This window comes from Atopostipes suicloacalis DSM 15692, from assembly GCF_900129085.1.
GTDB classification, from domain to species: Bacteria; Bacillota; Bacilli; order Lactobacillales; family Carnobacteriaceae_A; genus Atopostipes; species Atopostipes suicloacalis.
Genome location: NZ_FQUF01000033.1, coordinates 1 through 25283 on the forward strand (window position 1 = coordinate 1; position 25283 = coordinate 25283).

Sequence of the window (25283 nt, forward strand, 5' to 3'; positions counted from 1 at the left end):
AAGTTCGCTGGTCTATTCTGGCCGCATAAGCAATCCGGAAAAATGAAATCAGACAATACCTATCTCGCCAAAAGGGGTAACCGCTACTTACGTTATTACTTAGTTGAAGCCGCCAACTCCGTAAGACGTTATGAGTCCGATTATCGGGCATACTATCAAAAGAAATACGATGAAACCCCTAAACATAAACACAAACGTGCCATTGTCTTAACCGCAAGAAAACTTGTGCGTCTGGTGGATGTCCTACTACGCAACCACCAACTTTATGCGCCACCAAAGGAGCGGATAAAGTAAATAACACGAATGTTATTTGACGACTTCCTTTGAACGTTCCTAAAAAAATTGCTTTTTTAGGGGCTTAGTTCAGTGCGCTCAAAATTCACTTTTCTTGGCAAATATTTATTGTTTTTCCACTTGACTATATACCACTAGACTTAATAATCTTCTAAAATATCATCTAATTGATCATCAACTGAACCGCCACTGCTGCCGCCTCCTCCAGAACCTTGATTAAATTCTGGTGCGATTTGAACGTAAATAAAGGCTAAAGAAAGTCCGATAATTCCCATAGCAATTAAGTTAAGTTCCGTAACGGCTGCTAAAGCGAAACCGATAAAGAAAAATGGCCAAGTGGTTTTTGAAGCCATCATATTAATAACCATGGCATAACCTACCGCAACAATCATTCCACCGCCAACGGCCAGTCCACCAGTTATCCAATCAGGAATAGCTTCAATGGCTGCTGTAACGGTTTCTGCAGGAACTGCAATAACCGCTGCAGCTGGAAGAGCTACACGAAGTCCTTGTAAAAGTAATCCCGTCAAGTTCGCAACTTCCACACCACGTATATTTCCTTCTTCAGCTTTTCGATCGGCATAATGCCCTAAACCTACTGCCATTGTACGAACAAAAATAGTAAGAACTTGCCCAGCAATGGCTAGAGGGATCGCAATAGCAATTCCTTCAGAGTTTGAAGCTCCTTTAACCAAGACTAAGATTGCAGACACAACACCAGCAATCGCTGCATCCGGTGCTTGAGCTGCTCCGATATTCATCCAGCCTAATACAATCAGCTGAAGGGAACCTCCTAAAATTAATCCAGCGGTTAAGTTTCCAGTAATAGCCCCGATCAACGCCCCGGTAATAATAGGCTGATGGAGTTGAAAAACATCTAACACACTTTCGAATCCAGCGAATAATGCCACAATTAAAATAAGCAGTATTTGTATAAAGTTTAAATCTACCATGTGATTGCCTCCTTTTAGATTAAGTCCTCTTTACGCAAGAGTGAATCGAGATCTTCTCTTGAATCACCAGGTAAAATACGAACATCAAAAGTAACTCCGTGTTCTTCTAAGGCTTTAAATGTTTTTACATCTTCTTCATCAACAGAAAGCGCTTTGTTGATCATTCGTTTACCTGTTGCGTGTGCCATAGATCCTAAGTTGACTTCTTTAATGTCGACACCTTGTTCAACGGCTTCCAAAACATCTTGAGGATTATCGAATAATAGCATAGCTCTTGTAGCGCCAAAGCGTGGATCATCATTAATTTCAACAAGCTTTCGAATAGGAATCGCATTTGTTCTGACCCCTGGTGGTGCGGCTTGTTGCAGTAATGTTTTTCGCATTTCATCTTTGGAGATGGTGTCATTCACAACAATAATACGTGTAGGGTTAGTTGCTTTATTCCAATTAATCGCAACTTGCCCATGTAATAAACGAGTATCTACACGAGTGAGAACATAATCAATTTTTCCGTCTCCAAGTACTGTACCTGGCTCTAACGACCCCACGGCTTGTTCTTGTCCATCCTCTGTTTCTGTGGCAACTTCTTCCTGAGGCTGTAGTTCTTCAGGTTTTACACGAATACCTATCGCTTCTTTTGAAATGATGTGACTAGCGAGTTCATGTGCAGTTTCCATTCCCATCCGTGCGCCTAGGGCTTCTAATAACATCGGGAGATTTAAGCCGGCGACAATCGCAGATTTTTCGCCTAAATGATCATAAAGGATATTGGTTTGGTTAAATGGCGTACCTCCCCATAAATCAACCATAAATAATATCTCGGCATCTTCTCCAAATGAATCAACGGCCTCATCCAGCTTGGCCTTTAAATCATCTGGTCCTTCATTTGGCATGAGTGTTGCTGCTACAATTTGTTCCTGTTCGCCAAAGATCATCTGTGCAGATTGTAAAATACCTTCTGCAAATTCCCCATGGCTTGCCAAAATGATATTTACCATAAACGTTCCTCCTTCGACTGTTTATTTGTACCTATAAAAATTTTAACACATTATGTTTTTTACTCAAACGAAACCGATTAAAAACTCTCCTAAAATAAAACACAAAAATAGAAATAAAAGTCTGTAAATAAATGAATATTCTTTCTTTTGTATAGAAAACGTAAAAAAACGCTTTGAAGAAAGAGTTCTTCAAAACGTTTAGAAAGAATAAATTTCTAAATTAAATATTTCACTGAATAAGTTTAATGAAATTTTCAGGAGGTCTTACTGTATATTGAACAAGTTGATCTGTCGTTGGATGGTAAAGAGACAGGGTAGTAGCATGTAGACCTAATCGGCGAATAGGGTTTTTAGTCGCACCATATTTTTTATCGCCTACCACAGGATGTCCGATATCTTGCATATGGACACGGATTTGATTTTTTCGGCCTGTTTCCAGTTCGACTTCTAATAATGAATACGAAGCATTCCCGCCTACTTTAGTATAATGGGTCACTGCATGTTTCCCTTCTTTTTGATCAGAAGTGGAGTAAACCTTCATGGCTTTATTTTCTTTTAACCAAGAAGAGATGGTGCCCTCGGTTTTTGTTACATTTCCTTCAACCACAGCAGTATACATTCTTTTAGTTACTCGATCTTGCCAATGATCTTGCAGCTTGTTTTTGGCAGCTTCTGTTTTAGCATAAACCATTACGCCAGAAGTGTCTCGATCTAATCGGTGCACAATATAAATCCGATTATTTCTATTGTATTTTTTTACATAATCCGTCAACTGTCGATAAGCATCCCAATCTTTTGAACGACTGGTGGCCATAGATAAAAGTCCTGCTTCTTTATTAATGATAATAAGATCTTCATCTTCATGTAAGATAGTGATGCCTTCGAGTTTAGATAAATGAATAGCCGCTTCATTACTTAATATATTGACGGTTTGTCCTGGAAGGAGCGGATGGTTATGTTGTGTAATGGTGTGACCATCCACACTCACTTGACCCCGAGTAAGAATAGATTTAACGGCATTTCGGCTTTTGTTGTTTAACGTTTTTATTAAAAAAGGTAATAATTGTATTGGCTCTTCAATGGTATAGGAAGACATTTGATTTCCTTTGATAGAAAACACCTCTTTCTTTTTATTTTCTTATCCTTAGTTTAGCATAAAAATCTTTCTTCGTAGTCATAAAGCTTGAAAAACGTAACCTTCTAGGGGATTAAGAAAATAGATTGGAACAGCAGAAAAAAGAAATAGATGAAATAATATTTGACAGAATAAAAAATGAATGGTAAAGTTTCAAACAAGTTAATAATTTGTTGAAGATTAAGAGAGTAGATTTTGAAAGAACCCAGCGAGATAGGACAGAGTGGAAGCCTATTGTTCAGTCATTATCGAACCGCACTTAGGAGACAGATTAGTGTAATCACTAATCCCGCAATCAAAGCGGTTAAAAAAGAGTGAATTAAAAGCAAACATTAAAGTTTACACGGTGTTACGCGGAGATTCATTAGAGTGGTACCGTGGGAGAAGTCTCGCCTCTATGTCGAAAGATATAGGGCGAGGCTTTTTTTGTTTTCCATTACAAAATTTCAAAAAAGAAGAAGAGGGGTCAAAAAATGATTATAGGGAATTCAATTAATATTGATTTTAGTCGCGTGTGGGAATGGATGCCTACATTCTTAGATGGTACCATCGTTACGATTGTTTTATCGTTAACGACCGTCTTTATTGGGTCTTTAATTGGACTTTTGGTCGTATTAATGAAAATGTCGGATTTTAGAATTTTAAACTGGATGGCTAACATCTATACAAATATTGTTCGAGGAACGCCTGTGCTTTTGCAATTATTTTTATGGTTATATGGTTTTCCAATGCTTGGTATTAGTTTTACGGGTCTTAAATTTTTAGGTGGAACGTATGGTTCACGGGAATTTATAACAGCGGTTATTGCTTTGGCCATCAATTCGGGCGCTTACGTTAGTGAAATTTTAAGGGGAGGACTTGAGGCAGTAGACAAAGGACAGATCGAAGCGGGACGAGCTTTAGGGCTAAGCCAAAGTGAAACCATGTTTTCCGTCATCATTCCCCAAGCAATTCGAACGGTTCTTCCAGGTCTTGGAAATGAATTTATTACTATGATTAAAGAGTCTTCGATTGTTTCCACAGTTGGTGTCTTTGACGTCATGTATACCAGCAATATTGTTAAAGCCTCCACGTATTCGATTTTTGAACCATTAATTGTGGTTGGAATTATTTATTATGCTTTAACGTATTCACTTAGTTATTTGATGAAGCAATTAGAAAAGAGGTTAAACAGATATGCTTAACATTCATAATCTACAAAAAAGTTATGGTGAAAATGACGTGTTAAAAGGGATCTCCACAGAAATAAAAAAAGGAGAAGTAGTGGCTATCATTGGTCCTTCGGGTTCTGGGAAATCAACTTTTCTGCGCTGTATGAACCTCATGGAAATGCCAACGGGTGGAGAAATTTCTTTTAAAAACCAACCGTTAACAGATAGAGCTTTGAAAGATGCTCAAATTAATGAATTACGCGAAAATATAGGAATGGTTTTTCAACAATTTAATTTATTTCCTCATCTAACGGTTCTTGAAAATATTATCTTAGCGCCTATTAAAAGAAATAAACAAACACCTGAAGAAGCGATTAAAACAGCAGAACAATTACTTGAAACCGTGGGCTTAGCGGATAAAATAGATGCTTTTCCTAATAATTTATCCGGCGGTCAACAACAGCGAGTAGCCATTGCACGAGCATTAGCGATGAATCCAGAAGTCATGTTGTTTGATGAACCGACTTCAGCCCTTGATCCCGAAATGGTTAAAGAAGTTCTCCTTGTCATTCAAGACTTAGTAGAAAGTGATATGACAATTGTGATCGTCACACACGAAATGAATTTTGCTAAAGAAGTCGCTACACGCGTCCTATTCATTGATGAAGGGGTAGTTGTTGAAGAAGGCACACCGAATCAGATTTTTAATCATCCGCAACACGAACGAACAAAGGTCTTTTTAGATAAAATTGACTATTAAATAAAAGATAGAGTAGAAGGAGAAGGATTCCTATGAAAATAAAAAATAAACAATTAATTTTCCCATTCGTAGCTTTGTTATTTAGTTTTGTACTAGTTGCTTGTGGGGGAACTGGCCAATCAGAAGGTTCAGGCGATAAATTAGAAGATATTAAAGTAGCGGGGGAATTAACGATTGGAACATCCCCAGATTATCCACCACTTGAGTTTTATGTCTTAGATGAAAATGGAGACCGTCAAATTGCAGGAAGTGATATTGCGCTCGCTCAAGCTATTGCGGATGAAATAGGGGTAGACTTAAATATTCGAGCTACTGATTTTAATGGAGTCATTGCCAATGTTCAATCTAGTTCGGTGGATATGGGAATTTCTGGCTTTACCTTTACAGAACAACGAGCGGATGTCATGGATTTTTCTGAAGGATATTTGCAAGAATCTACGTTAGGTTACCAAGGCCTTATGATGCAAAAAGATATGGCTGAAAAATTTGATTCACTAGAGGAAATTGAAGAAGCCGATCTCATTTTTGGCGCTCAAGGAGGTTCTATTCAATTTGAGTTAGCGGCAAACTTAACAGAGGAAGCAAACATTAAACAATATGGTACCTTAGATGTTGGTCTAGCTGCTCTAAATGAAGGGGATATTGATGGAATGGTCGTAGCTACCTCTTCAGCTGAACCGATGCTTAAGAGCTTTCCTAATTTAATGATTTTACCGCAAGCAGACTTTGATTTAGATCCTGAACGATTATATAGCACCAACGTTATCGCGTTTCCGAAGGGAGAAGAGTACCAGTCGTTGATTGAACTTGCCAATAAAGTCATTACGGAAAATAAGGAAAATGGAAAGCTTGAAGAGTGGCATACGGATGCGGTTAATTTATCTAAAGATGCGATTGAAGAATAAAAAATCCAAAGGTTAAAGAAAGCGTGGGGTTAAAATGGAGACAAAACAAATAATTGTCGATTCGGTGAAAGATCATTTAGAAGGGTATATGGAGATTGTGCAATCTTTATATGACCATCCAGAAATAGGAAACGAAGAATTTGAATCCATGAAGTTATTGGTTCATTATTTGAAATAAGCAGGTTTTGAAACGGAAGCTGGCTATGTTGTTCCTACAGGTTTTTTGGGTACTTATGATACAGGTAAACCAGGTCCGACAATCGCATTTATGTGCGAATACGATGCTTTGCCAGAAATTGGCCATGGTTGTGGACATAATTTAATTGCTGCGATTGGCGTGGCGGCGGGTGAAGCTTTAAAAGAAGTGATTGACGAATATGGTGGAAAAGTTTTGGTCGTTGGAACGCCGGCAGAAGAGAATTTTGGCGGGAAAGTATCGATGGCTGAAGCGGGTGTCTTTGATGAGGTTGACGTAGCTCTGATGGTTCATCCAGGAAATGAAAATGGAGTGGGCGCACGTTCTAGTGCTTTGATGCCGTTGAAATTTGAGTTTTTTGGGAAGTCAGCTCATGCGGCGATACCTTATGATGGGATCTCTGCGCTCGATGCGGCAGCAATGAGTTTTGTGCAGATTAATTTATTGCGACAATATATTAAACCTCATACGTCCATTCATGGCATCATTAAAGATGGAGGCGAAGCGGCAAATGTGATTCCGGATTATGCTTCGTTAGAATATTATTTCCGAGCACCTACCATGAGTTATGCCAAAGAAGTGAGTGAAAAAGCGACTGAAATGGTTAAAGGGATAAGTGAAGCGAATGGAACACGAGTAGAAGTTTCAGAGTATGAATGTCCATATGAAGATACAGTTATTAACTACAAGTTGGCCAATCTTTTGACCGAGAAATATCAAGCACTTGGCGTCGAAGAAATTCGTCCCGTAAATGAAGTCGCTGCTGGTTCAACGGATGTAGGGGCTGTCAGTTATAAATGCCCGACCATTCAAGGAAACATTAAAATTGTTCCTGATAATATTGGGGCTCATACGAAAGAATTAGCGGATGCAACGATTTCTAAAGAGGGAGAAAAAGGACTTGTCCATGCCGCCACGGGAATTGCTTTAGTTGCCTTAGACTTATTAGAAAATCCTGAGTTACTTGAAGAAGTAAAAGCAGAACAAGAAAAAACTTTAGCTAAATTATCTTAATGGAAAAATGAATAAAGGACGAGCGATCTTGGAAAAGACGTTCGTTCTTTTTCTTGTATATGAGGAAGTGGCTGGGGATAGTTCTCCTAGAAATATACCTTATATTGTAAATATGTTACTATTATAAGAAGAAACAGGTCAAAAGGAGAATTTGAAATGGATCAGACAACCTTTGATGAGATAGTACAGCAATTTAAAGAAACGGTAGATAATGAAAAACACCCTTTAAAGATGAATAATTTAATGATTAAACAAAAGGATCAAGAATTTTTATATTCTTTTAAGGCAGAAAAGGGCATGAGTGACGTTCGGAGTTTGAGTAAAACGATTCTGACTGTTTTTTTAGGCGTCCTTATTCGATTATCTGAAGAAGGAAACTATCCTGAGATTCATGAAGAAACCTATATTTACCCGATCATTAAAGAAGCAGTAAATCTTGAAAGTGCTGAAAATCTTGAAAAGTTGGAAAAGGTGCAGATTAAGCATCTGTTAACTCACACCATTGGCTATGACGATGTGTTATTAATGCGCCAAGATATTGAAGGGATGGAAGATAAAGACTTTGTCAATTTTTTAGTCAATTACCCGATTGTCCATGAACCAGGTGAATATTATTTATATTCCAATGCAGGTTTTTACTTATTAAGCGCCGTTTTACAAGAGTTTTTGCAAGAAGATTTGTTGGCAGTTATGGAAAGAGAGTTGTTTCACCCATTAGGAATTGAAACATTTATATGGGAAAAATATGGCCCTTATCTTGCAGGAGCCACTCGCTTATGGTTGTTGCCAGAAGACTTAATGAAATTTGGTGAGTTATTATTAAATGATGGAAGACTGGAAGGAAAAGACCTCTTAACGAAAGATTGGCTTGAAAAGATGTTGACCCTTAGAGTTCGTACGGAAGAGGAAGATATGCCGAACCGTTTATTGAGAAGGTATGGCTATGGTTACGGTACTTGGTTAACTAAGTACTCTATTTTCTTTGGTCGGGGAACAGATGGTCAATTTCTCATAGTGATTCCTGACAAAGAAGTAATTATTCTTACGCTCGCTGAACAGTCGGATATGGTGCCTATAGAAAACATTCTAGATTCTGTTATAAGAGGAAAATTATAAATACATGGAGGATGACTTATGTACAAATTAATTGCTTGTGATTTAGACGAAACCTTGCTAAATTCTGAAAATAAAGTTTCTTCAAAAAATATTGAAGCGATTCAAAAAGCGGATGCTCAAGGGGTCAAATTTGTATTAGCTACTGGCCGTGGCTACGCTACCGTACAAGGAACACTTGAAGAAATTGGTTTACAAAATAAAAAGGATGAATATGTGATTTCATTTAATGGAGGGGCAGTGACTGAAAATAAAGATAATCACCTGCTTCATTTCCAAGGAATCTCGTTTGACCTTGCTTCTGAATTATATAAAAGAGGCCAAGATTATGATGTAGCGATTCATGTTTATACCCAAGAAGACGTTTATGTTTATAATTTAGTCGAAGAAGAAAGAAAACATCTCGAAACTAAAATGGAAGTCATTGAAATCTCTGATAAAAATATAGATTTTTTAAAAGATCAAGCCATCGCAAAAGTTCTTTATATGAATACCGATCGTGATTACCTCAACCAAATTGAAGAAGATTTAAAAGATATCACACAAAATAGTGATATCACTTATTCCAGCAATCGTTATATCGAATTTAACGATAAAGGTGTAAATAAAGGTGCAGGAATTACCTTCTTAGCAGACCATTTGGAATTAGACATCAGTCAAACCATCGCCATAGGAGATAACTTTAACGATCTTCCAATGCTTGAAACAGCTGGCTTGGCAATCGGTGTCCAAAATATGGTTCCTGAATTAAAAGAAAAAATGGATTATGTTACTGAAGCAAACCATAACGAAAGTGCCATTGCCGAAGTGATTGAGAAATTCATTTTAAATGGAGAAGAATAAAAGGAATAATTTATTAAATAGAGACATTGCAGCTTTAGAGATGTGATGTCTTTTTATTTGGTTAAAGGTGAGAAGGAAGCGAGGGCCACTGTCCCTAAAAAATAAATTTGAAGGACGGAAAAACGCATCCGCCTAAAGGGTATAATAAAATGTGAAAATAGTAAGGATTCCTTTAAATAATGCTAAATATTTAATGTCTTTTGAAAACGTATCATTCAAAAGACTCTTCTGGTAAAATAGTTTTTGAGAACAATTAATTTTAATTCTTTAAAAGGAAGGAAATAAGATGACCAGACAACTAAATATTAAATATATAGCGAGTCAATTCTTTTATTTTTCAATGTTTGCCTCGATGTTTGCTTTTGTTTCTGTATATTTACTACATAAAGGATTTGACAATGCCACCATTGGGACGGTACTTTCAATTATGAGCTTATCGACCATTGGTATTCAAACGCTGTTGGCAAATTATATTGATAAAAATAAAGAGATTCGGCTACAAGATGTGATTTCCTTTCTAGCTTTAGGAGTTGTTGTAGGATCGATTGTTTTATATTTTATGCCGATTGAGTTGGCGATTTTAATTTTAATTGTTTTATTATTGGCCATCGCTCAATGTTTATTAACATTTGTTAATTCGTTAGCTTTTATTTATGAAAAATTTGGAATCCATATTAATTATGGCGTAGCTCGAGGAATGGGATCCTTTGCTTATGCGATTATGACGATGGTCTTGGGGCAAGTGGTCAAAGCAACCACTCCTGATATTTTACCTCTGTTTTATTCCGCTTTTGCCTTGCTCCTCCTTTTATCTGTTCGTTCTTATTCTTTACCTAAGACACACAAAGTCATTGTCGAAGACGAAAGGGTAGAAGAATCGATCGCTGAACAAGTAGCGGTAGAGCAGAGTATTTTTTCGTTTTTCTTGAAATATTCTCGTTTGGTGTTACTAATGGGCGGCGTGGTTTTTTTATTTTTTGCCCATACCATTATTAACAACTTTTTTATTCAAGTGATCACACCAATTGGCGGAGATAGTGGTGTAATGGGGACAGCGGTGTTTGTGGCGGCGATTGTGGAGTTGCCGGCGATGATGAACTTTGAACAGTTATCAAGAAAGATTTCGATTGATCGTTTGTTGAAAATTTCTGCGGTCTTTTTCTTAGCAAAGCACGCGTTAACATATTTGGCCCCCAATATGTTTGTCATCTATCTGGCACAATTTTTACAAATTGGCGCATATTCCGTAGTCTATCCTGCCTTAGTAGAATACATTAAACTAAATGTAGATTTGGAAGACTTGGTGAAAGGCCAGTCCTTACTAACCACGGCGATTGCTTTAAGTAGCGTGTTTGCTAGTTTCTTAGGTGGGATTTTGTTGGATACTGTAGGGGTGTCGCAAACTCTTTTTATCGGAGTGATTACAACGATTATTGGACTCGCGATTGTCTTTGTGACGGTTGAAAATCCACAAAAACATAAAATTCAAACAGAAAAATATAACAAAAAAATGGGTTTATAACAAGGCAATGAACGAAAAACTCAAAGAAGTCTATAAAACACATTAAATTTTAGCAAGAGATATTGTAAGATGGTAGGTAAGGAGATGTTTGAATGAAAATGAAAGAAAAAAAGAATCCGCATTATCCGTGGCGAGGTTTTTTCCTTTTTTTAGGAATGTACCTCATCACCTTGGCGGTTCAATACCCCGTCACACGTTTGCAGGCACAATCATATCTTGAAATTTTAGAGGATGCTTTTGCATATACCCCTAACCAATTCGCCTTGTTGGCACTGTTGCAACCTTTATTCCTGGGTATCATTGCCATTTATGGTGGCTTTCGCTACGCGCCACGTGTGCACCTACACTCCCTGACAAGTGAAAACTTAGAAAACACGAAAAAATCGACCAAAGACAATAAAAAATATACTCTAAAAGAGAGTATCCCCTTTGTTGTTCTCTTTGCTTTTGGACTCGCTCTTTTAAATTTAGGCTTTGATGTCGTGTTTCAAAATGGGTTGCCAGAAATGTATCAACCACATTTTTCCATTCCAACGATCAGTCAAGCTCTTGCCCATGTTTTATATGACGGCATAGGCCAAGAAATCCTGTTGCGTTGGGGTGTAATGACCACCATTATTTATGTGTTGAGTGCGAAAGGCCAAGATCTCAATCGCTGGATTTACATCATAGGGATTGTCTTTACCGCTGTACTCTACGCATTTTCTCAATACAATACAGCCTTTGCCGCAGGAGATTTTAATGTTCTTTTAGTCTTGCGTATCCTTTTATTAAATGGTTTAGATGGCATTTTATTTGGTTGGTTGTATTATAAATTTCACTTTGAAGCGGCAGCAATAAGTCATGCATTAATGAATGTACTGATTATTTTCGGAAATATTTTCATGGTTGCTCTCTTTTAATTTCAAAATACGACGAAGAAAGGAAGTTATGAATGAAAAAAGCCCTTAAGATTTTAGGTCTGCTAATAGCAATGGTTGCGGCGGCTTGGCTGGTTATTTTTATGTGGCCAGTAAAAGCTCGACCAGAACGAGCCTTTTATCGGGCAGATGACCCTGAAGTTTTAGTTATCGCGCATAGAGGCGGTCGAGGTTTAGCCCCTGAAGGAACGCTCACGGCTTTTGATCACGCCGTTTCACTAGGTGCGGATGTGTTAGAATTTGATACGCATTTGACAAAAGATGGTCATCTAGTCGTTATTCACGATAATACGGTGGACCGCACCACAAACGGGACAGGAAAAATTAATGAAATGACGCTTGAAGAAGTTCAAGATTTGGATGCCGGTTATCAATTTACAAATGAAAAAGATGAGTATGTTTTTCGAGATCAAGGTATTTATATTCCAACTGTTGAAGAAGTCTTTCAAAAATATCCGAATATGCGTTTTTTAATTGAATTAAAAGATACAAATGCGCCAGAAATGTATGAGGAAATGATTCAGGAACTGTGGCATTTAATTCAAAATTATCAGATGGAAGACAATGTGATGGTTGGCAGTTTCGCCCATGAAATCAACGAGCGCTTTGAAGAGGTATCTAAAGGAAACATCCCGATTGGAGCTGGAGAAGAAGAGGTCCGTGACTTTGCGACAAAACACGTTGCCCGCTTAAATGGTTTGGCTGCTTCTAATGTTGATTCTTTACAGTTACCTACTGAAGGCGATGGCTTTGATTTGACGAGCAAAAATATCATACAAAGCGCAAAAGCTAGAAATATTTCGGTTTATTATTGGACAATCAATGATAAAGAAACCATGAATGAACTCATTGATAAAAAGGTGAATGGAATTATGACTGATTATCCTGATTTATTAATTGAAGTTTTAGAAGAAAGAAACGAGTAATTTTAAAATAAAAATATAGAGAAGGAGTAAGGATATGGCAAATTTTGAATATGAGATTATGGAAGAACTTGGTGTTTTGTCAACGAATCAAAGCGGATGGACGAAAGAGTTAAACTTAATCAGTTGGAACGGTCGCCCACCAAAATTTGATATTCGTGATTGGAGTCCAGACCATGAAAAAATGGGGAAAGGACTCACATTTTCAAATGAAGAACTAAAAGAACTTCAAGAAATAATCAATGAAATCGACCTTTAAACAGTTATTCCGGAGGGAGTTTAAAAGCGTCTTTAGCTAATTGATCGGCCAATTCGTTAAATTCAACACCAGAATGGGCTTTGACTTTTACAAATTCAACGTCGATTTTTGGAGCAAGTTTTTTGTACGTTTCGGCATAATCTATCGAAACAGGCTTATTGGTTCGCCATTCACCCAACGCCCATTTTTCAATTCCTAGATAATCATAATAAACGATAATTTTTTTATATTGGTGATTGATGGCCCAAAGAATGGCATGTAAAGTCCCAAACACTTCGCCGGCAATTTGCCAACTGTCTTGATATTTTGGATTGTCGCCCGCACGCTGAAGGGTTTCGATGACTTCACCATTTTTAATGATGGCGACCCCAAAGCTATAACGATTACTTGCCTTATGAAAAGAACCATCGACATAAGCTTCAATAGTTTTTGAATTAAGTGGTTGCTGAATGTCAACAGATACGTGGGCTTCTTTTGAAGAATGCACTTCGTTTTTAACGGAGACGCCTGTTTTATTCATAAACATTTCAGCTTCCCGTAATGTTTTAAAGGATTTATAGACAGCCTTTGGATAGCCATCCACTTGCTTTTTAGCTGCGTCCCAACTTTGATAAATTCCAGGTGTTTGTCCCACACGAACGGCATAATATTTTTTACTCATAATGACCTCCCATATTTTATTTAACTGTAAGCAACAAAACAAAAATTGTCAATTTGAAATCAAAAAAATCATTTTTTATAAAAGAAAGGATAAATTTATGTTACTCGAATTTTGTGCAGAAAATTTTACCAATGTTCCAGCAGCCATCCAACAAGGCGCCCACCGAATTGAATTATGCGATAATCTAGCAGAAGGAGGAACCACTCCTTCCTATGCGGTAATCGAACAAACTGTTAATTATGCCAATCAGCATGAAGCTACCGTTATGACGATGGTACGACCTCGAGGCGGAAATTTTGTTTACTCAACAATTGAACACGAAATGATGAAAAAAGACTTAACCATTATCAAAGATTTAAATTCTCATGGCGTAGTGTTTGGAAGCTTGACTACAGAGAATTTAATTGACCGATCAAAGACCAAAGAACTTATTGATTTAAGCGAGGGCATGGAAACGACCTTTCACATGGCCTTTGATGAAATTCCGCAAGATTGTCAAAAATCCGAGTTAGATTGGCTCATTGAACATAAAGTCACACGCATTTTGACCCATGGAGGGCGAGAAGGAACCGTCTTCGATAATATCTTTTGGCTTAAAGAGTTAGTAGACCATGCTGCCGGACGTATAGAAATTCTAGTTGGTGGCGGTGTTACCTATGAAAACTGGGAGCAGCTTGCAGAAAAATTATCCACTAATCAATTTCACGGAACAAAAATTGTTCAACTTGAAACAACTAAATAGACATCAAAAAAGATTCTAAAGTAAAATTTAGAGTCTTTTTTTGATGCACCATTCTCATCGGTTGTTTAAAATAGAAGAAGTTGATCCAGACAAGATACGTTCGTTCACAGAAATTTCATAATGAATATGTTAAAATAAGCTTGTTGGAAATTTCGCGAGGATTCTTTGAAGGAGTACAAAATGACGGATAACAAAATTTATATTTATCATACAAATGATATCCATTCAAATTTAACCTTTTGGCCTCGGATTGCCCAAGAGCTACAAAACAAACGAGCCATTCACGAAAAAAAGGACGAGGACGTTTTTGTCTTTGATATTGGGGATGCGACGGACCGAGCAAATCCACTAACAGAAGCGACCAACGGCCAAGCAATCACAGAGTTGCTGAATGAAGGAAAATATGATGGAGTCACTATTGGCAACAATGAAGGCATTACAAATTCTAAAGAAGAATTAAATCATTTATATAAAAAAGCCAATTTCCCAGTCATTTTGACCAACTTGTTTGACTTAGAAACAAAGAAAACTCCTGAGTGGGCTACACCTTATCAGATTCTCAAAACTAAAAAGGGTGATCGAATAGGCGTTTTTGGCTTAACCACGCCCTTATATGAGACCTATGAAAAATTGGGTTGGAAAGTCACTGATCCAATCACTCAAATCCAACAGTTCTTTGTAAAACACGAAGAAGAAGCAGACTTTTGGATTTTATTAAGTCATTTAGGACTTGAAACAGATCGTTTAATCTCGAAAAGCTTTCCTATTTCACTCATTATTGGTGCACATACCCACCATGTATTATTAAATGGAGAGCGTTCCGCTAATTCTATATTAACGGGAGCTGGCCAGTTTGGTCAGTGGATTGGCGAGGTAGTACTCACTCATAAGCAGGGTAAGCTAAAAGTAGAAACGGCGGAATTAATTAATGTTGAAGCGGATGTACCTGCTCCTCGCGCAGAAACCAAAGTGGTCAATGACTATATAAATTACGGGCATCATTTATTAAAAAATGAGACCATCGCGTACTTACCCGAATCCTTATTGACTAACTGGTATACACAAACTGACTTAGCAGATGTGACCTTAGAGGCCATTGCTGATTTTGTAGGTGCCGATCGAGCCATTTTAAATGCGGGCTTATTTATGGGCGATTTAAAAAGAGGGGTTGTGACAGCGGATGATCTGCACCAATGTTTACCGCATCCCATTCGAGTGATGCAGTGTAAAATAAAGGGCCAGCATTTGCTTGAATTTGAGAAAGAAGTTTACCAAGTGAATCAAAAAATGAGCCATCAACCTGTCCGTGGCTTTGGTTTTCGAGGAGAAGTTTTTGGAAAGCTGTGCCTTAAAGGATTTAATCAAGATGAACCTATAGATCCTGACAAAGAATATAAGTTGGCAACCATTGACTACTTTTCATTTCTTTCGTTTTTTGATATTCTTAACACTTATAGTACACAAGAGATTATTTTCCCAGACTTTTTACGGGGAGTCGTTGGCGATTATTTAGCAAAAACTTACCCGTTAAAGAATAAATTTAAACAGATATAATAATTAGGAAAGGAGTAAGAATATGGCTGAAGAAGAAAAAAATGTTGATTCAAAAGAACTACTAGATAAAGCTCTGAATGAAATTGATGTTATCCCTGATGCGAACCAAGAAATCGTACGAATTGATTCCGAACTTTTTAAATTTAGCAATGTAGAATTTAAATTAATTGAAGATCATCAAGAAGCCTTCGATTTAGAAATGATGGAGAACCGTTATACAGACTATTTATTAAAATATGATTATATAGTGGGCGATATTTCATATGAGAAATTACGTTTACGAGGCTTTTATGAAGATTCTCGTAAAGGAATTCCTATTGATATGAAGATTTCGAATTTAGAAGATTATTTAGTAGAGTATTGTAGTTTTGGTTGTCAGTATTTTGTTTTTGAACGAGTAAATAAAGTAGAAGCGGATCCAGAATCCTATTTCAAAAAAGATAAAAGTAAACGGTCGAATCAAGGGAAGCGTTCGAATCGACGAAAGGGTAATCGAAACTCTCAAAGTTCGAATAAACAAACCCCTCAAAACAAGTCGAAAAATCGTCGAAAACCAAAAGGGTCTTCGAATAAAAAAGCAAACACTTCATCGAAAGAACAGAAAAATTTCCAAGTAAAGAAAAAGGAAACACAACAAAAGAACCCAAAAAAGAAAGAAACGCAAAAAAATAAACCAGCAACTCAAAATAAAGAGAGTGCAAAGTTTAAAATAAGAAAGAAAAAAGATTAGGCGGTATTGGATAAAATGCATAAAGAATATGAAGGTTATTTAATTGATTTGGATGGAACAATGTATAATGGAAACGAAAAGATTGAAGAAGCGGCAGATTTTATTGATCGCTTGCGAGATGCGGATAAGCCCTTCTTGTTTTTAACGAACAATTCAACCGCAAATCCTCAAACAGTTACCAATAAATTGCAGAGCGTTTCTGATGTAAAGGCTTATCCAGAAGAGGTTTTCACAAGTACGGAAGCGACGATTACTTACCTTCATAAAATGAATGCGAAACGAATCTATGTCATTGGCGAAGCAGGGTTGTTGGAGGGGTTACAGGCGGAAGATTTTGTGTTGACTGATCATGAGGTGGATGCGGTAGTGGTTGGTTTGGATAGTCAGGTGGATTATTCCCAGCTTGAAAAGGCGACGTTGCTGATCCAAGGAGGGGCTGCATTTATTGGAACGAATCCAGATACCAACTTGCCGACAGAACGAGGGCTTGTTCCTGGAAATGGCGCTTTGATTGCCTTTTTGGAAGCATCAACGGGACAGAAAGCGACAGTAATTGGAAAACCTGAAGCCATTATTATGGAAGCTGCACTCGCAAAAATTGGATTGAAAAAAGAAGATGTTTTAATGGTCGGGGATAATTATTCAACGGATATTCAAGCGGGGATTCGTAACGGGGTAGACACTTTACTTGTGCTTACGGGCTTTACTCGTAAGGAAGATGTAGAAAACTTGCCAACACCTGCGACACATGTGATGGATACTTTAGAACAGTGGAAAGTGTAGTTGAGGTGGATAATGGGGACGAAGACACGTGATTTTTTTGGCATAGCGAGTATTTTTATCTTTATTCTTACAGCTGCCATTGTTTTAACGATTTGGGCGATTCCTTTATATCAGTGGACGCTGCAGCATTTTGATATTCCCCAAAAAATGGGATTATCGTTTGAACGTATTTTAGAAAACTATTATGCTTTGTTAAAATATTTGCATTTCCCTTGGATAAAGACTCTTTCACTACCAGACTTTCCTGTTTCGGTAAGCGGGGCCTTTCACTTTCATGAAGTGAAAAACTTGTTTTTACTCAATTATGCATTACTATTCCTATCTTTTTCCGGTTCTTTTTTATATTTACGAAAACTAAAGCAAATTAAAGGTTTTTGGCGGTTAGTTCAGCCATTTAAATTGGCTATATTTATTCCGTTTATTTTACTACTTGTTTTAGCGATGGACTTTGATTGGATGTTTGTGATGTTTCATCAGCTTCTTTTTAATAATGATGCTTGGTTGTTTAATGCGGCCACAGATCCTATTATTTTAGTCTTGCCTCAAGAATTCTTTATGTATTGCTTTATTCTAGCTTTTGTTTTGATTGAGACTTCTTTTATTAGTAGTTACTTTTATTTCAAGAAAAAAGCGATTCAATAAATTAAAAATAAGCCTTTGGATGATCTACTGATTTAGTAGTCTCCAAAGGCTTTTGTCTTATAATTTTTTAAATTGAAAGGAATATTTAAAGTTCTAGCTGCGACTCATCCACAAATTTATCATCAACTTCAGGTTGCGAATGAGCAATCCGACTTGCTGCTGCAGCAGCAATGGCACTGACAATATCATCTAAAAAGGTATTAACCTCATCTTCTCTGTCTTTATGTGTGTCTAAACGATTAATAACTTTTGGTTTTAATTTGTCTAGATAACCAAAGTTTGTTAGCCCGATAGACCCATAGACATTCACAATCGATAGAGCTAAAACCTCATCAATTCCAAACAATCCCTCATCATTATGGATAATTTCTTGGAGGGGACTCGTTAATTTGCCTTCTTCTGTTAATACATCTAACTCAATCCCTGTTAATACAGCATTTTGAACTTCGCGTTTTCGAAGAACGGCCTTTACATTATCTAGACATAATTCCATTGTTAGATTGTCTAAATAAGGAAGTTGTAAATCATAAACTAACTCAGCAATTTCTTCTAGTGTTACATCTCGTTCCAAAAGTCTTTTCATTGCAGCTTTTTCTAATTTTGATGTTGATTCAACCATATTGCATCCCTGCTTTCTAATGTTGTTTTTAAAGATTTAATTTGGGTCTGAAAAATGATCCGAAAATTTCTCTGCCATGTCCGCACTGAGAGGAGCTTGAATAAAACTTTCTGGGTTTAGGTATTGAATAATGCTATTAATCGCTGTGGGTGCTTCACCAAAACCGGTGGCAATTAATTTGACTTTTCCGTCATAGGTGGCAACATCCCCAGCCGCATAAATTCCTGGAATATTTGTCTCCATCCGCTGTGAAACTTTCACACTAGCATGTTCTGTTTCCAAACCCCATTCTTCCAATTGACGATTATCTGAAATAAATCCATAACTAACAATGAGATAATCGGTCGGTAAAGTAAAAGTTTGCTTTCCTCTGGTTTCTTGGAAGCGAACTTCTTGGATTTTTTCCCCATCTCCAAGTAATTCAATCGGACGATAGGGGGTAAAAATATCAACTGTCGAATCCTTCATTAAGGTCACTGAAGCTTCTAAAGCCCGAAATTTATTCCGACGATGAACAATAGACACAGACTTTGCGACATCTTTTAAAGTCAATGCCCAGTCAACCGCAGAATCTCCGCCTCCGCAAATGACCACATTTTTATCTTGATAGGTTTTTAATTCTTTCACATAATAATGAATGTCCGTCTTTTCATACTGTTCATTGTGTTCAAGTGTTAATTTTCTTGGATCAAAAGAACCTTGTCCGGTCGTAATTAAAATTGTTTTCGCATAATGAATTCCCTTATTTGTCTTTAGAAGAAAGTAGTCTTCTTTCTTAATGACTTCTAAAACATTTTCTTCTAAACAAATGTCTGTTTCAAAAGGAGCCATCTGCTTTGAAAGTTGTTGAATTAAGTCGCTCCCTTTAATATAAGGAAAAGCTCCAATATCAAAAATATTTTTCTCGGGATACATTACTTCAATTTGGCCTCCGAGAACCGGTAATGTTTCAATAATCTTTGTTTTTAATTCACGCATGCCTGCATAAAAGGCTGAAAACATTCCGGTTGGACCGCCACCAATAATGATTACATCATAGAGTTCATGTGCTTGCATTCAAATATAAGCCTCCAAATAATAAATAATTCTGATTATGCATAGAAAATGTAATAGATAAGAATAGATAAAAGAATCCCATAAAGAATTCCAAAGAAAACTTCAATTGGTTTATGTCCTAAAAATTCACTAGACTGCATCGTTCCATTTTCAATTTCTTCTTGTAATTCTTTATCTAAATCCCCAATTGTAATAGATTTAGTTAACAAATGAATTTCGCGAATTAATTCATTGATAATAATCCCATGTTCTCCACTTTGTCTGCGAACGCCCATTGAATCAAACATAACAAGGATTCCAAAGGTCCCTGCGATGGCAGTAAATGGCGAATCAAAACCGTATTGAATAATAAACGCCGTAACTAATGCCGTTACTCCAGCTGAATGAGAGCTAGGCATCCCTCCAGTCGAAAACATCAAAGTAATGGTTACAGGGCGTTTTAAAAAACGAGCCACGGGTATCTTAGTAATTTGTGAAATTAAAATAGCAGCCATTGCTGCAACTAACGGATAATTATTCAGTATAGACATTTCACTCATCTCTTTTCCTGCGAGGTTGAAACCATTTTAACATTTAATTGGTAGACTTGTCACTTTTAAAACTATTCAATCCAAAGAGAATTCCATCGCGCACGAAAAGGAATTAGAAACGTGCTGGAGCAATTTACCCTAGTACTCATAAGAAAATCGTAAGGATTGTGAGAAAAAATAAATTTTTGTTTAATCTTTCTCATTTTCCACTTATAATAAATAAAATAGGAAAAAACAAAAATAAATTTGAAAGAGCTTTAGATTCGTGTAGAATTAAAGAATACAAAAAAATTAATGGAGGAAACAATATAATGAATAATTTTCCGCAAATTGATAGTGATGGAACAAAAACAGTTGAGGCGGTTATGCACACCAATAAAGGAGCAATTACCTTAGCCTTGTTCCCTGAATTAGCACCTAAAGCGGTTGAGAATTTTATAGGACTAGCAAGAGAAAACTATTATAATGGAATTATTTTTCACCGTGTAATTTCAGATTTTATGATTCAAGGAGGAGACCCAACAGGAACAGGAATGGGTGGAGAAAGTATTTGGGGCGAACAATTTGAAGATGAGTTTACTTCTTCTTTATTTAATATTCGCGGTGCTTTATCAATGGCGAATTCAGGTCCCAATACGAATGGAAGTCAGTTTTTTATCGTAACCGCATCAAATGTTCCTAATCAAATGATTGAGCAGATGGAAGGAGCCGGTTACCCTGAAGAAATCATTGAAGCCTATAAAGAAAAAGGGGGAACTCCTTGGCTAGATCAACGACATACTGTCTTTGGTCATGTTGTTGAGGGAATGGATATTGTGGATGCGATTGATACAGCAGAAACAAACCCTTCAGATCGACCAGTTGAGGATATCGTAATAGAATCTATCGACATTAAGGAATAATTAATATCTTATAATTGAAGGATGATCATTTATTATGCTAGGAGCAATTGAAGCTGGAGGTACAAAATTTGTATGTGCAGTCAGTGATGATGAGTTAAATATTATAGAAAAAATTTCTATTCCAACAACAGAACCTGAGGAAACCTTTGCGCAAGTTTTTGATTTTTTTGATCAGTTCGATTTAAAAGCAATCGGAATCGGCTCATTTGGCCCGATTGATACCAACAAAGAGTCTTCGACCTATGGCTACATCACTTCTACACCGAAGTTGAAATGGCAAAACACGGATTTTCAAGGTGCTTTTGTACGCCGTTATCAAGTGCCGGTGGGATGGAATACAGATGTGAATGCAGCTGCCTTAGGCGAAGTGAGTTTAGGAGCGGCACGAGATAAGAATTCTTGTGTCTATATAACGGTTGGAACAGGAATCGGTGGAGGAGCGTTTATTAATGGCGAACCTTTGACTGGAATTAGCCATCCGGAAATGGGTCATTTCTATCCACCAAAACATGCGGAAGATACGTATGAAGGGTGTTGTGATTTTCATGGAAGCTGTTTAGAAGGTTTAGCTTCCGGTCCGGCCATTGAAGGAAGATTCGGAATAAAAGCCGAAGAATTGGGGGAAGATCATAAGGCTTGGGAGATTGAAGCACATTATCTTGCGCATGCAGCAATGGCTTATACCACAATCCTCAGCCCATCTTGTATCATTTTTGGTGGCGGGGTTATGAATCAAACCCATTTAATAGAAAAGGTTCGTCAGAAATTTGATAAACTTTTAAATCATTATTTACAATTACCTTCGCTTGATGAATATATTATTTTACCTGGCTTAGGTAATGAAGCAGGAATTAAAGGAAGTTTATTACTCGCAAAAAGAGCTTTAAATGCATAAATAAAGTTAAAAAGCAGGTGTCTAAAATTAAAGATACCTGTTTTTTCAACTTAAACATCCAAAAGGGAGAAATGATTTTTCTAAAAGCGTCTCTTGTAATCGTATTCATAGAAGAAATACTTTAAATACATTCAAATTAAATGTTACAATAGGATTAATATTAACATTCTTGAAAATAGTGACCGTAGTTTCGCTACTTAAAGAGGTGAAAGGATGGGCTACAAAGATTATAAAATAGGAAATATAGTAAATGTCACGGTGACCGGGATTCAACCATATGGTGTTTTTGCAACACTTGATGAAGAAACCCAAGGATTAATCCATATATCCGAAGTAAAACATGGGTATGTTGAAAATTTAAAAGAGCTTTTTGAAATTGGAGAAGAAATTGAAGCGATGATTCTAGATATTGATGAATTTGATGGAAGAATCAGTCTGTCCCTTCGTACATTACAAAAGGCAAAATATCACCCTTTTTCAAATCAAAATAAAAATCCCAGATATGGGAAACAAACAGGTATAGGTTTTGAAACACTGGAAGAAAAGCTTCCCCTTTGGATAGAGGTGGCACTTAATCGTATTGAGGAAAAACATGAGAAGTAACTGTTATTTGAAGAGTCATTAAACCAATGATTGTAGTAAAGGAGAGCAATGGAATGTCAGAAAATAATCCATGCGTAGCATATACAGTTATTACCAAAAGAGATGATGGGAAATTAATGTTTCTTGTAAAAAAAGATAAAACAGAGTTTGCTTTCCCATTAACAACGTATGAAAAACATAGTACTGGTCTTGCTTCCGTGATTGAAGAAATAAAAGTAGCATTAGATTTAGATATTGAACAATTAGAACTTGCTGAATTAATCAATACAGTGATGGCGGGAGAAAAAATTCCACTATTTGTATTTAGTTATCAAGAAGATGGCGCAAAACTGGATAAACTGGTAAAACCAACTTTAGCCCTTCAGTGGCAAGTTTCTGATAATTTTACGGAAACATTAAACAAATATGAAATCTCTGGAGTCCCTAATTTTGATCAATGACTCTAGGGAAATTTAGTATTTAAGGCTATTTTTTTACGTAAATTTTAAAATATAAATTATGTATAGAACCTTTTGCGAAATTCTTGAATTCATAAGGGTTAATCCTATAAACTAGTTAACGAATAAAAGAGTTTAAAATTAGATAATTTTGGAGGATGTAAAAATGACACATTTATCATTTGATTATTCAAATGTTGTAGACCAATATGTCAGCAAAGATGAATTGGACAATATTCAAGCTCAAGTAACTTTAGCTGATAAAGATTTAAGAGAAGGTACAGGTGCTGGAAACGACTTCTTAGGTTGGATTGATTTACCAAAAAATTATGACAAAGAAGAATACGATCGCATCAAAAAAACAGCTGAAAAAATCCAAGACAATTCAGAAGTATTAATTGTTATTGGAATTGGTGGTTCTTATTTAGGTGCGCGCGCAGCGATTGATTTCTTATCTCATTCATTTGTCGATCAGCTCGATGGAGACGCGAGAAAAGCGCCAAAGATTTATTATGCTGGAAATAATATTAGTTCAACTTACTTAGCCGACTTAGTAGAAGTTGTAAAAGATAAAGACTTCTCGGTAAATGTTATTTCAAAATCTGGAACAACTACAGAACCAGCGATTGCTTTCCGAATTTTTAAAGAAATATTAACTGAAAAATATGGAGAAGACCAATTAAAAGATCGTATCTTTGTAACAACTGATGCTGAAAAGGGCGCTTTGAAAACATTAGCCGACGCTGAAGAATATGAAACATTTGTAATTCCAGATGACATTGGCGGACGTTTTACAGTCTTAACCCCTGTTGGTTTATTGCCAATTGCCGTAGCAGGTGGGGATATTGATGAATTAATGCGTGGTGCACAAGATGCTCGTAAAGCTTATGCAAGTTCTGATTTATCAGAAAATGAAGCTTATCAATATGCGGCCATCCGAAATATCTTATACCGTAAAGGAAAAACAATTGAGATGCTTGTAAACTATGAACCACGTTTACGTTTCTTCAATGAATGGTGGCGTCAATTGTTTGGTGAATCTGAAGGAAAAGACCAACGAGGAGTCTATCCAACGAGTGGTAACTTTTCAACGGACTTACACTCTGTCGGTCAATACGTACAAGACGGACGTCGTGATTTAATGGAAACTGTCGTAAATATTAAAAATCCAGCTCGTTCGATTGATATTCCTAAACAAGATGATGATTTAGATGGTTTAGGTTATTTAGAAGGAAAAGATGTAGACTTTGTCAACGACAATGCCTTCCAAGGAACCTTACTTGCTCACGTAGATGGTGGAGTGCCAACCTTTGTATTAAATGCGCCGGACACATCTGCTTATACTTTAGGACATTTGTTCTACTTTTTTGAAATTGCTGTGGGAATCTCAGGTTACTTAAATGCTGTAAATCCTTTTGATCAGCCAGGAGTAGAAGCATATAAAGAAAATATGTTTGCTTTATTAGGTAAACCAGGATTTGAAGAACTATCTAAAGAGTTACAAGATCGATTAAATAAATAATACGTTATATATAGAAGAGCTGTAACGAAATGAATTCGTGCAGCTCTTTTATTATGGAATGAATCATCTGATAAAGAATCGAATGTAAACAAATCATTTGAAAACAAGAGCTGTTTTCATCTATAATTAGTTGTGGAAAAGGATAGAGGAATATTAAGTGAATTGTTTCATTGAAAAGTATGAATGAAATTTTTTATTGAAAGACCTACTCCTATCACCTTTTTAAAAAATAGATCAAATAAAGAAGAACTATTTTTGAAAAGTAATTGACATGTTTTTGGAGAGGTGGTATTATATTCTTCGTTGCTTGATTTCGAGCAACCCATAAAAACAAGTTATTTTAATTTTATAAATTCTTTCGCTCAGAAAAATAATGAGTGAAAAAAGTTTCTAAAATATAAAATAACAGTTGACAAGTTTAAGTGAATTAGATATACTATCTGAGCTGATTAAAAAGCGCTTAGCGCTTATAAGAATGTTTAGTTTTTATCTAACACCACTAAACAATTTAGTCAGATGAAATTATAGATCTTTGAAAACTGAACAAAGTAATACAACCAAAATGTGCAGGGGTCTTCTATCAATTATATTGGTAGTAAAGACAACACAAGTTAATTTTTT

28 protein-coding genes and 1 pseudogene are annotated in these 25283 nt (G+C 36.5%); 22 read left to right on the top strand and 7 right to left on the bottom strand.

The features are described from left to right. Positions 1-294, top strand: a 294-nt coding sequence (locus tag BUB96_RS09005) for a transposase (RefSeq protein ID WP_143274312.1), incomplete at its 5' end; no start/stop codon positions are given. A gap of 140 nt (positions 295-434) precedes the next feature. Here BUB96_RS09005 and BUB96_RS09010 read toward each other — a convergent pair. From BUB96_RS09010 to BUB96_RS09020, 3 genes are all read right to left on the bottom strand, one after another. Further along, positions 435-1247 (bottom strand): mannose/fructose/sorbose family PTS transporter subunit IIC, encoded by an 813-nt coding sequence (locus BUB96_RS09010; RefSeq protein ID WP_073298519.1) that lies wholly within the window; start codon positions 1245-1247, stop codon positions 435-437. 14 nt (positions 1248-1261) lie between these two features. After that, positions 1262-2245 carry a mannose/fructose/sorbose PTS transporter subunit IIA gene (locus tag BUB96_RS09015; protein ID WP_073298520.1) on the bottom strand — a complete coding sequence of 328 codons (984 nt, stop codon included), beginning with the start codon at positions 2243-2245 and terminating at the stop codon, positions 1262-1264. 229 nt (positions 2246-2474) lie between these two features. Continuing rightward, positions 2475-3341, bottom strand: coding sequence for an RluA family pseudouridine synthase (locus tag BUB96_RS09020; RefSeq protein WP_073298521.1), 867 nt, complete (start codon positions 3339-3341; stop codon positions 2475-2477). A gap of 512 nt (positions 3342-3853) precedes the next feature. Between BUB96_RS09020 and BUB96_RS09025 the strand changes: the two genes are divergently transcribed. The 11 genes and pseudogenes from BUB96_RS09025 (at position 3854) to BUB96_RS09070 (ending at position 12986) form a co-directional block, all read left to right on the top strand. After that, complete coding sequence (locus BUB96_RS09025) at positions 3854-4564, top strand: amino acid ABC transporter permease (protein WP_073298522.1); 711 nt, start codon at positions 3854-3856, stop codon at positions 4562-4564. Then, on the top strand, positions 4557-5291 hold the full coding sequence (locus tag BUB96_RS09030) for an amino acid ABC transporter ATP-binding protein (protein ID WP_073298523.1): 735 nt from the start codon (positions 4557-4559) through the stop codon (positions 5289-5291). Before BUB96_RS09025 ends, BUB96_RS09030 begins: the two co-directional genes overlap by 8 nt. 32 nt (positions 5292-5323) lie before the next feature. Beyond that, positions 5324-6196, top strand: a complete 873-nt coding sequence (locus BUB96_RS09035; protein WP_073298524.1) for a transporter substrate-binding domain-containing protein — start codon at positions 5324-5326, stop codon at positions 6194-6196. Between the two features lie 34 nt (positions 6197-6230). Continuing rightward, a complete protein-coding gene (locus BUB96_RS10590; protein WP_234945835.1) occupies positions 6231-6374 on the top strand; it encodes a hypothetical protein in 144 nt (47 codons plus the stop codon). Between the two features lie 12 nt (positions 6375-6386). Then, positions 6387-7406, top strand: a pseudogene (locus tag BUB96_RS09040) (M20 family metallopeptidase); the annotation flags it as partial. Positions 7407-7562: 156 nt separating this feature from the next. Next, positions 7563-8522, top strand: coding sequence for a serine hydrolase domain-containing protein (locus BUB96_RS09045; protein ID WP_073298525.1), 960 nt, complete (start codon positions 7563-7565; stop codon positions 8520-8522). Positions 8523-8540: 18 nt separating this feature from the next. Further along, a complete protein-coding gene (locus BUB96_RS09050) occupies positions 8541-9362 on the top strand; it encodes a Cof-type HAD-IIB family hydrolase (protein ID WP_073298526.1) in 822 nt (273 codons plus the stop codon). A 286-nt stretch (positions 9363-9648) separates the two neighbouring features. Then, entirely contained in the window at positions 9649-10884 is a 1236-nt protein-coding gene (locus BUB96_RS09055) for an MFS transporter (RefSeq protein ID WP_073298527.1), read from the top strand. A 92-nt stretch (positions 10885-10976) separates the two neighbouring features. Beyond that, complete coding sequence (locus tag BUB96_RS09060; RefSeq protein ID WP_073298528.1) at positions 10977-11786, top strand: hypothetical protein; 810 nt, start codon at positions 10977-10979, stop codon at positions 11784-11786. Between the two features lie 32 nt (positions 11787-11818). Next, complete coding sequence (locus BUB96_RS09065; protein WP_073298529.1) at positions 11819-12730, top strand: glycerophosphodiester phosphodiesterase family protein; 912 nt, start codon at positions 11819-11821, stop codon at positions 12728-12730. A gap of 34 nt (positions 12731-12764) precedes the next feature. Then, complete coding sequence (locus BUB96_RS09070) at positions 12765-12986, top strand: YdbC family protein (protein WP_073298530.1); 222 nt, start codon at positions 12765-12767, stop codon at positions 12984-12986. 4 nt (positions 12987-12990) lie between these two features. Here BUB96_RS09070 and BUB96_RS09075 read toward each other — a convergent pair whose 3' ends face one another. Beyond that, positions 12991-13647, bottom strand: coding sequence for a ribonuclease H1 domain-containing protein (locus BUB96_RS09075; protein WP_073298531.1), 657 nt, complete (start codon positions 13645-13647; stop codon positions 12991-12993). 97 nt (positions 13648-13744) lie between these two features. Between BUB96_RS09075 and BUB96_RS09080 the strand changes: the two genes are divergently transcribed. The 5 genes from BUB96_RS09080 to BUB96_RS09100 all read left to right on the top strand — a co-directional run bounded on the left by BUB96_RS09080 (position 13745) and on the right by BUB96_RS09100 (position 18098). After that, positions 13745-14389, top strand: a complete 645-nt coding sequence (locus tag BUB96_RS09080; protein WP_073298532.1) for a copper homeostasis protein CutC — start codon at positions 13745-13747, stop codon at positions 14387-14389. A gap of 180 nt (positions 14390-14569) precedes the next feature. Beyond that, positions 14570-15943, top strand: coding sequence for a bifunctional metallophosphatase/5'-nucleotidase (locus BUB96_RS09085; RefSeq protein ID WP_073298533.1), 1374 nt, complete (start codon positions 14570-14572; stop codon positions 15941-15943). 22 nt (positions 15944-15965) lie between these two features. Further along, on the top strand, positions 15966-16673 hold the full coding sequence (locus BUB96_RS09090; protein WP_073298534.1) for a YutD family protein: 708 nt from the start codon (positions 15966-15968) through the stop codon (positions 16671-16673). Positions 16674-16688: 15 nt separating this feature from the next. Next, positions 16689-17456: a TIGR01457 family HAD-type hydrolase gene (locus tag BUB96_RS09095; RefSeq protein WP_073298535.1), complete on the top strand. Its 768-nt coding sequence runs from the start codon at positions 16689-16691 to the stop codon at positions 17454-17456. A gap of 12 nt (positions 17457-17468) precedes the next feature. Further along, on the top strand, positions 17469-18098 hold the full coding sequence (locus tag BUB96_RS09100) for a TIGR01906 family membrane protein (protein WP_073298536.1): 630 nt from the start codon (positions 17469-17471) through the stop codon (positions 18096-18098). An 85-nt stretch (positions 18099-18183) separates the two neighbouring features. Here BUB96_RS09100 and BUB96_RS09105 read toward each other — a convergent pair whose 3' ends face one another. Genes BUB96_RS09105 through BUB96_RS09115 form a run of 3 tightly spaced genes read right to left on the bottom strand, consistent with a single transcriptional unit; the run spans position 18184 to position 20312 of the window. Continuing rightward, entirely contained in the window at positions 18184-18717 is a 534-nt protein-coding gene (locus tag BUB96_RS09105) for a phosphatidylglycerophosphatase A family protein (protein ID WP_073298537.1), read from the bottom strand. A gap of 36 nt (positions 18718-18753) precedes the next feature. Continuing rightward, entirely contained in the window at positions 18754-19773 is a 1020-nt protein-coding gene (locus BUB96_RS09110) for an NAD(P)/FAD-dependent oxidoreductase (RefSeq protein WP_073298538.1), read from the bottom strand. 35 nt (positions 19774-19808) lie between these two features. Beyond that, positions 19809-20312, bottom strand: a complete 504-nt coding sequence (locus BUB96_RS09115) for a divergent PAP2 family protein (RefSeq protein ID WP_327020778.1) — start codon at positions 20310-20312, stop codon at positions 19809-19811. A 302-nt stretch (positions 20313-20614) separates the two neighbouring features. On the opposite strand from BUB96_RS09115, the gene BUB96_RS09120 reads away from it, so the two are divergent. The 5 genes from BUB96_RS09120 (at position 20615) to BUB96_RS09140 (ending at position 24662) form a co-directional block, all read left to right on the top strand. Continuing rightward, entirely contained in the window at positions 20615-21205 is a 591-nt protein-coding gene (locus tag BUB96_RS09120) for a peptidylprolyl isomerase (RefSeq protein WP_073298540.1), read from the top strand. A gap of 34 nt (positions 21206-21239) precedes the next feature. Continuing rightward, entirely contained in the window at positions 21240-22100 is an 861-nt protein-coding gene (locus tag BUB96_RS09125) for an ROK family protein (RefSeq protein ID WP_073298541.1), read from the top strand. 213 nt (positions 22101-22313) lie between these two features. Continuing rightward, complete coding sequence (locus BUB96_RS09130; RefSeq protein WP_073298542.1) at positions 22314-22703, top strand: CvfD/Ygs/GSP13 family RNA-binding post-transcriptional regulator; 390 nt, start codon at positions 22314-22316, stop codon at positions 22701-22703. A gap of 53 nt (positions 22704-22756) precedes the next feature. After that, positions 22757-23143, top strand: coding sequence for a hypothetical protein (locus BUB96_RS09135; RefSeq protein WP_073298543.1), 387 nt, complete (start codon positions 22757-22759; stop codon positions 23141-23143). 163 nt (positions 23144-23306) lie between these two features. Then, complete coding sequence (locus tag BUB96_RS09140; protein ID WP_073298544.1) at positions 23307-24662, top strand: glucose-6-phosphate isomerase; 1356 nt, start codon at positions 23307-23309, stop codon at positions 24660-24662. Positions 24663-25283: the final 621 nt, after the last annotated feature.

Coding starts and splice junctions, on each gene's coding strand:
- BUB96_RS09010 (WP_073298519.1), bottom strand. CDS start 1,247: ATGGTAGATTTAAACTTTATACAAATACTGCTTATTTTAATTGTGGCA.
- BUB96_RS09015 (WP_073298520.1), bottom strand. CDS start 2,245: ATGGTAAATATCATTTTGGCAAGCCATGGGGAATTTGCAGAAGGTATT.
- BUB96_RS09020 (WP_073298521.1), bottom strand. CDS start 3,341: ATGTCTTCCTATACCATTGAAGAGCCAATACAATTATTACCTTTTTTA.
- BUB96_RS09025 (WP_073298522.1), top strand. CDS start 3,854: ATGATTATAGGGAATTCAATTAATATTGATTTTAGTCGCGTGTGGGAA.
- BUB96_RS09030 (WP_073298523.1), top strand. CDS start 4,557: ATGCTTAACATTCATAATCTACAAAAAAGTTATGGTGAAAATGACGTG.
- BUB96_RS09035 (WP_073298524.1), top strand. CDS start 5,324: ATGAAAATAAAAAATAAACAATTAATTTTCCCATTCGTAGCTTTGTTA.
- BUB96_RS10590 (WP_234945835.1), top strand. CDS start 6,231: ATGGAGACAAAACAAATAATTGTCGATTCGGTGAAAGATCATTTAGAA.
- BUB96_RS09045 (WP_073298525.1), top strand. CDS start 7,563: ATGGATCAGACAACCTTTGATGAGATAGTACAGCAATTTAAAGAAACG.
- BUB96_RS09050 (WP_073298526.1), top strand. CDS start 8,541: ATGTACAAATTAATTGCTTGTGATTTAGACGAAACCTTGCTAAATTCT.
- BUB96_RS09055 (WP_073298527.1), top strand. CDS start 9,649: ATGACCAGACAACTAAATATTAAATATATAGCGAGTCAATTCTTTTAT.
- BUB96_RS09060 (WP_073298528.1), top strand. CDS start 10,977: ATGAAAATGAAAGAAAAAAAGAATCCGCATTATCCGTGGCGAGGTTTT.
- BUB96_RS09065 (WP_073298529.1), top strand. CDS start 11,819: ATGAAAAAAGCCCTTAAGATTTTAGGTCTGCTAATAGCAATGGTTGCG.
- BUB96_RS09070 (WP_073298530.1), top strand. CDS start 12,765: ATGGCAAATTTTGAATATGAGATTATGGAAGAACTTGGTGTTTTGTCA.
- BUB96_RS09075 (WP_073298531.1), bottom strand. CDS start 13,647: ATGAGTAAAAAATATTATGCCGTTCGTGTGGGACAAACACCTGGAATT.
- BUB96_RS09080 (WP_073298532.1), top strand. CDS start 13,745: ATGTTACTCGAATTTTGTGCAGAAAATTTTACCAATGTTCCAGCAGCC.
- BUB96_RS09085 (WP_073298533.1), top strand. CDS start 14,570: ATGACGGATAACAAAATTTATATTTATCATACAAATGATATCCATTCA.
- BUB96_RS09090 (WP_073298534.1), top strand. CDS start 15,966: ATGGCTGAAGAAGAAAAAAATGTTGATTCAAAAGAACTACTAGATAAA.
- BUB96_RS09095 (WP_073298535.1), top strand. CDS start 16,689: ATGCATAAAGAATATGAAGGTTATTTAATTGATTTGGATGGAACAATG.
- BUB96_RS09100 (WP_073298536.1), top strand. CDS start 17,469: ATGGGGACGAAGACACGTGATTTTTTTGGCATAGCGAGTATTTTTATC.
- BUB96_RS09105 (WP_073298537.1), bottom strand. CDS start 18,717: ATGGTTGAATCAACATCAAAATTAGAAAAAGCTGCAATGAAAAGACTT.
- BUB96_RS09110 (WP_073298538.1), bottom strand. CDS start 19,773: ATGCAAGCACATGAACTCTATGATGTAATCATTATTGGTGGCGGTCCA.
- BUB96_RS09115 (WP_327020778.1), bottom strand. CDS start 20,312: ATGAGTGAAATGTCTATACTGAATAATTATCCGTTAGTTGCAGCAATG.
- BUB96_RS09120 (WP_073298540.1), top strand. CDS start 20,615: ATGAATAATTTTCCGCAAATTGATAGTGATGGAACAAAAACAGTTGAG.
- BUB96_RS09125 (WP_073298541.1), top strand. CDS start 21,240: ATGCTAGGAGCAATTGAAGCTGGAGGTACAAAATTTGTATGTGCAGTC.
- BUB96_RS09130 (WP_073298542.1), top strand. CDS start 22,314: ATGGGCTACAAAGATTATAAAATAGGAAATATAGTAAATGTCACGGTG.
- BUB96_RS09135 (WP_073298543.1), top strand. CDS start 22,757: ATGTCAGAAAATAATCCATGCGTAGCATATACAGTTATTACCAAAAGA.
- BUB96_RS09140 (WP_073298544.1), top strand. CDS start 23,307: ATGACACATTTATCATTTGATTATTCAAATGTTGTAGACCAATATGTC.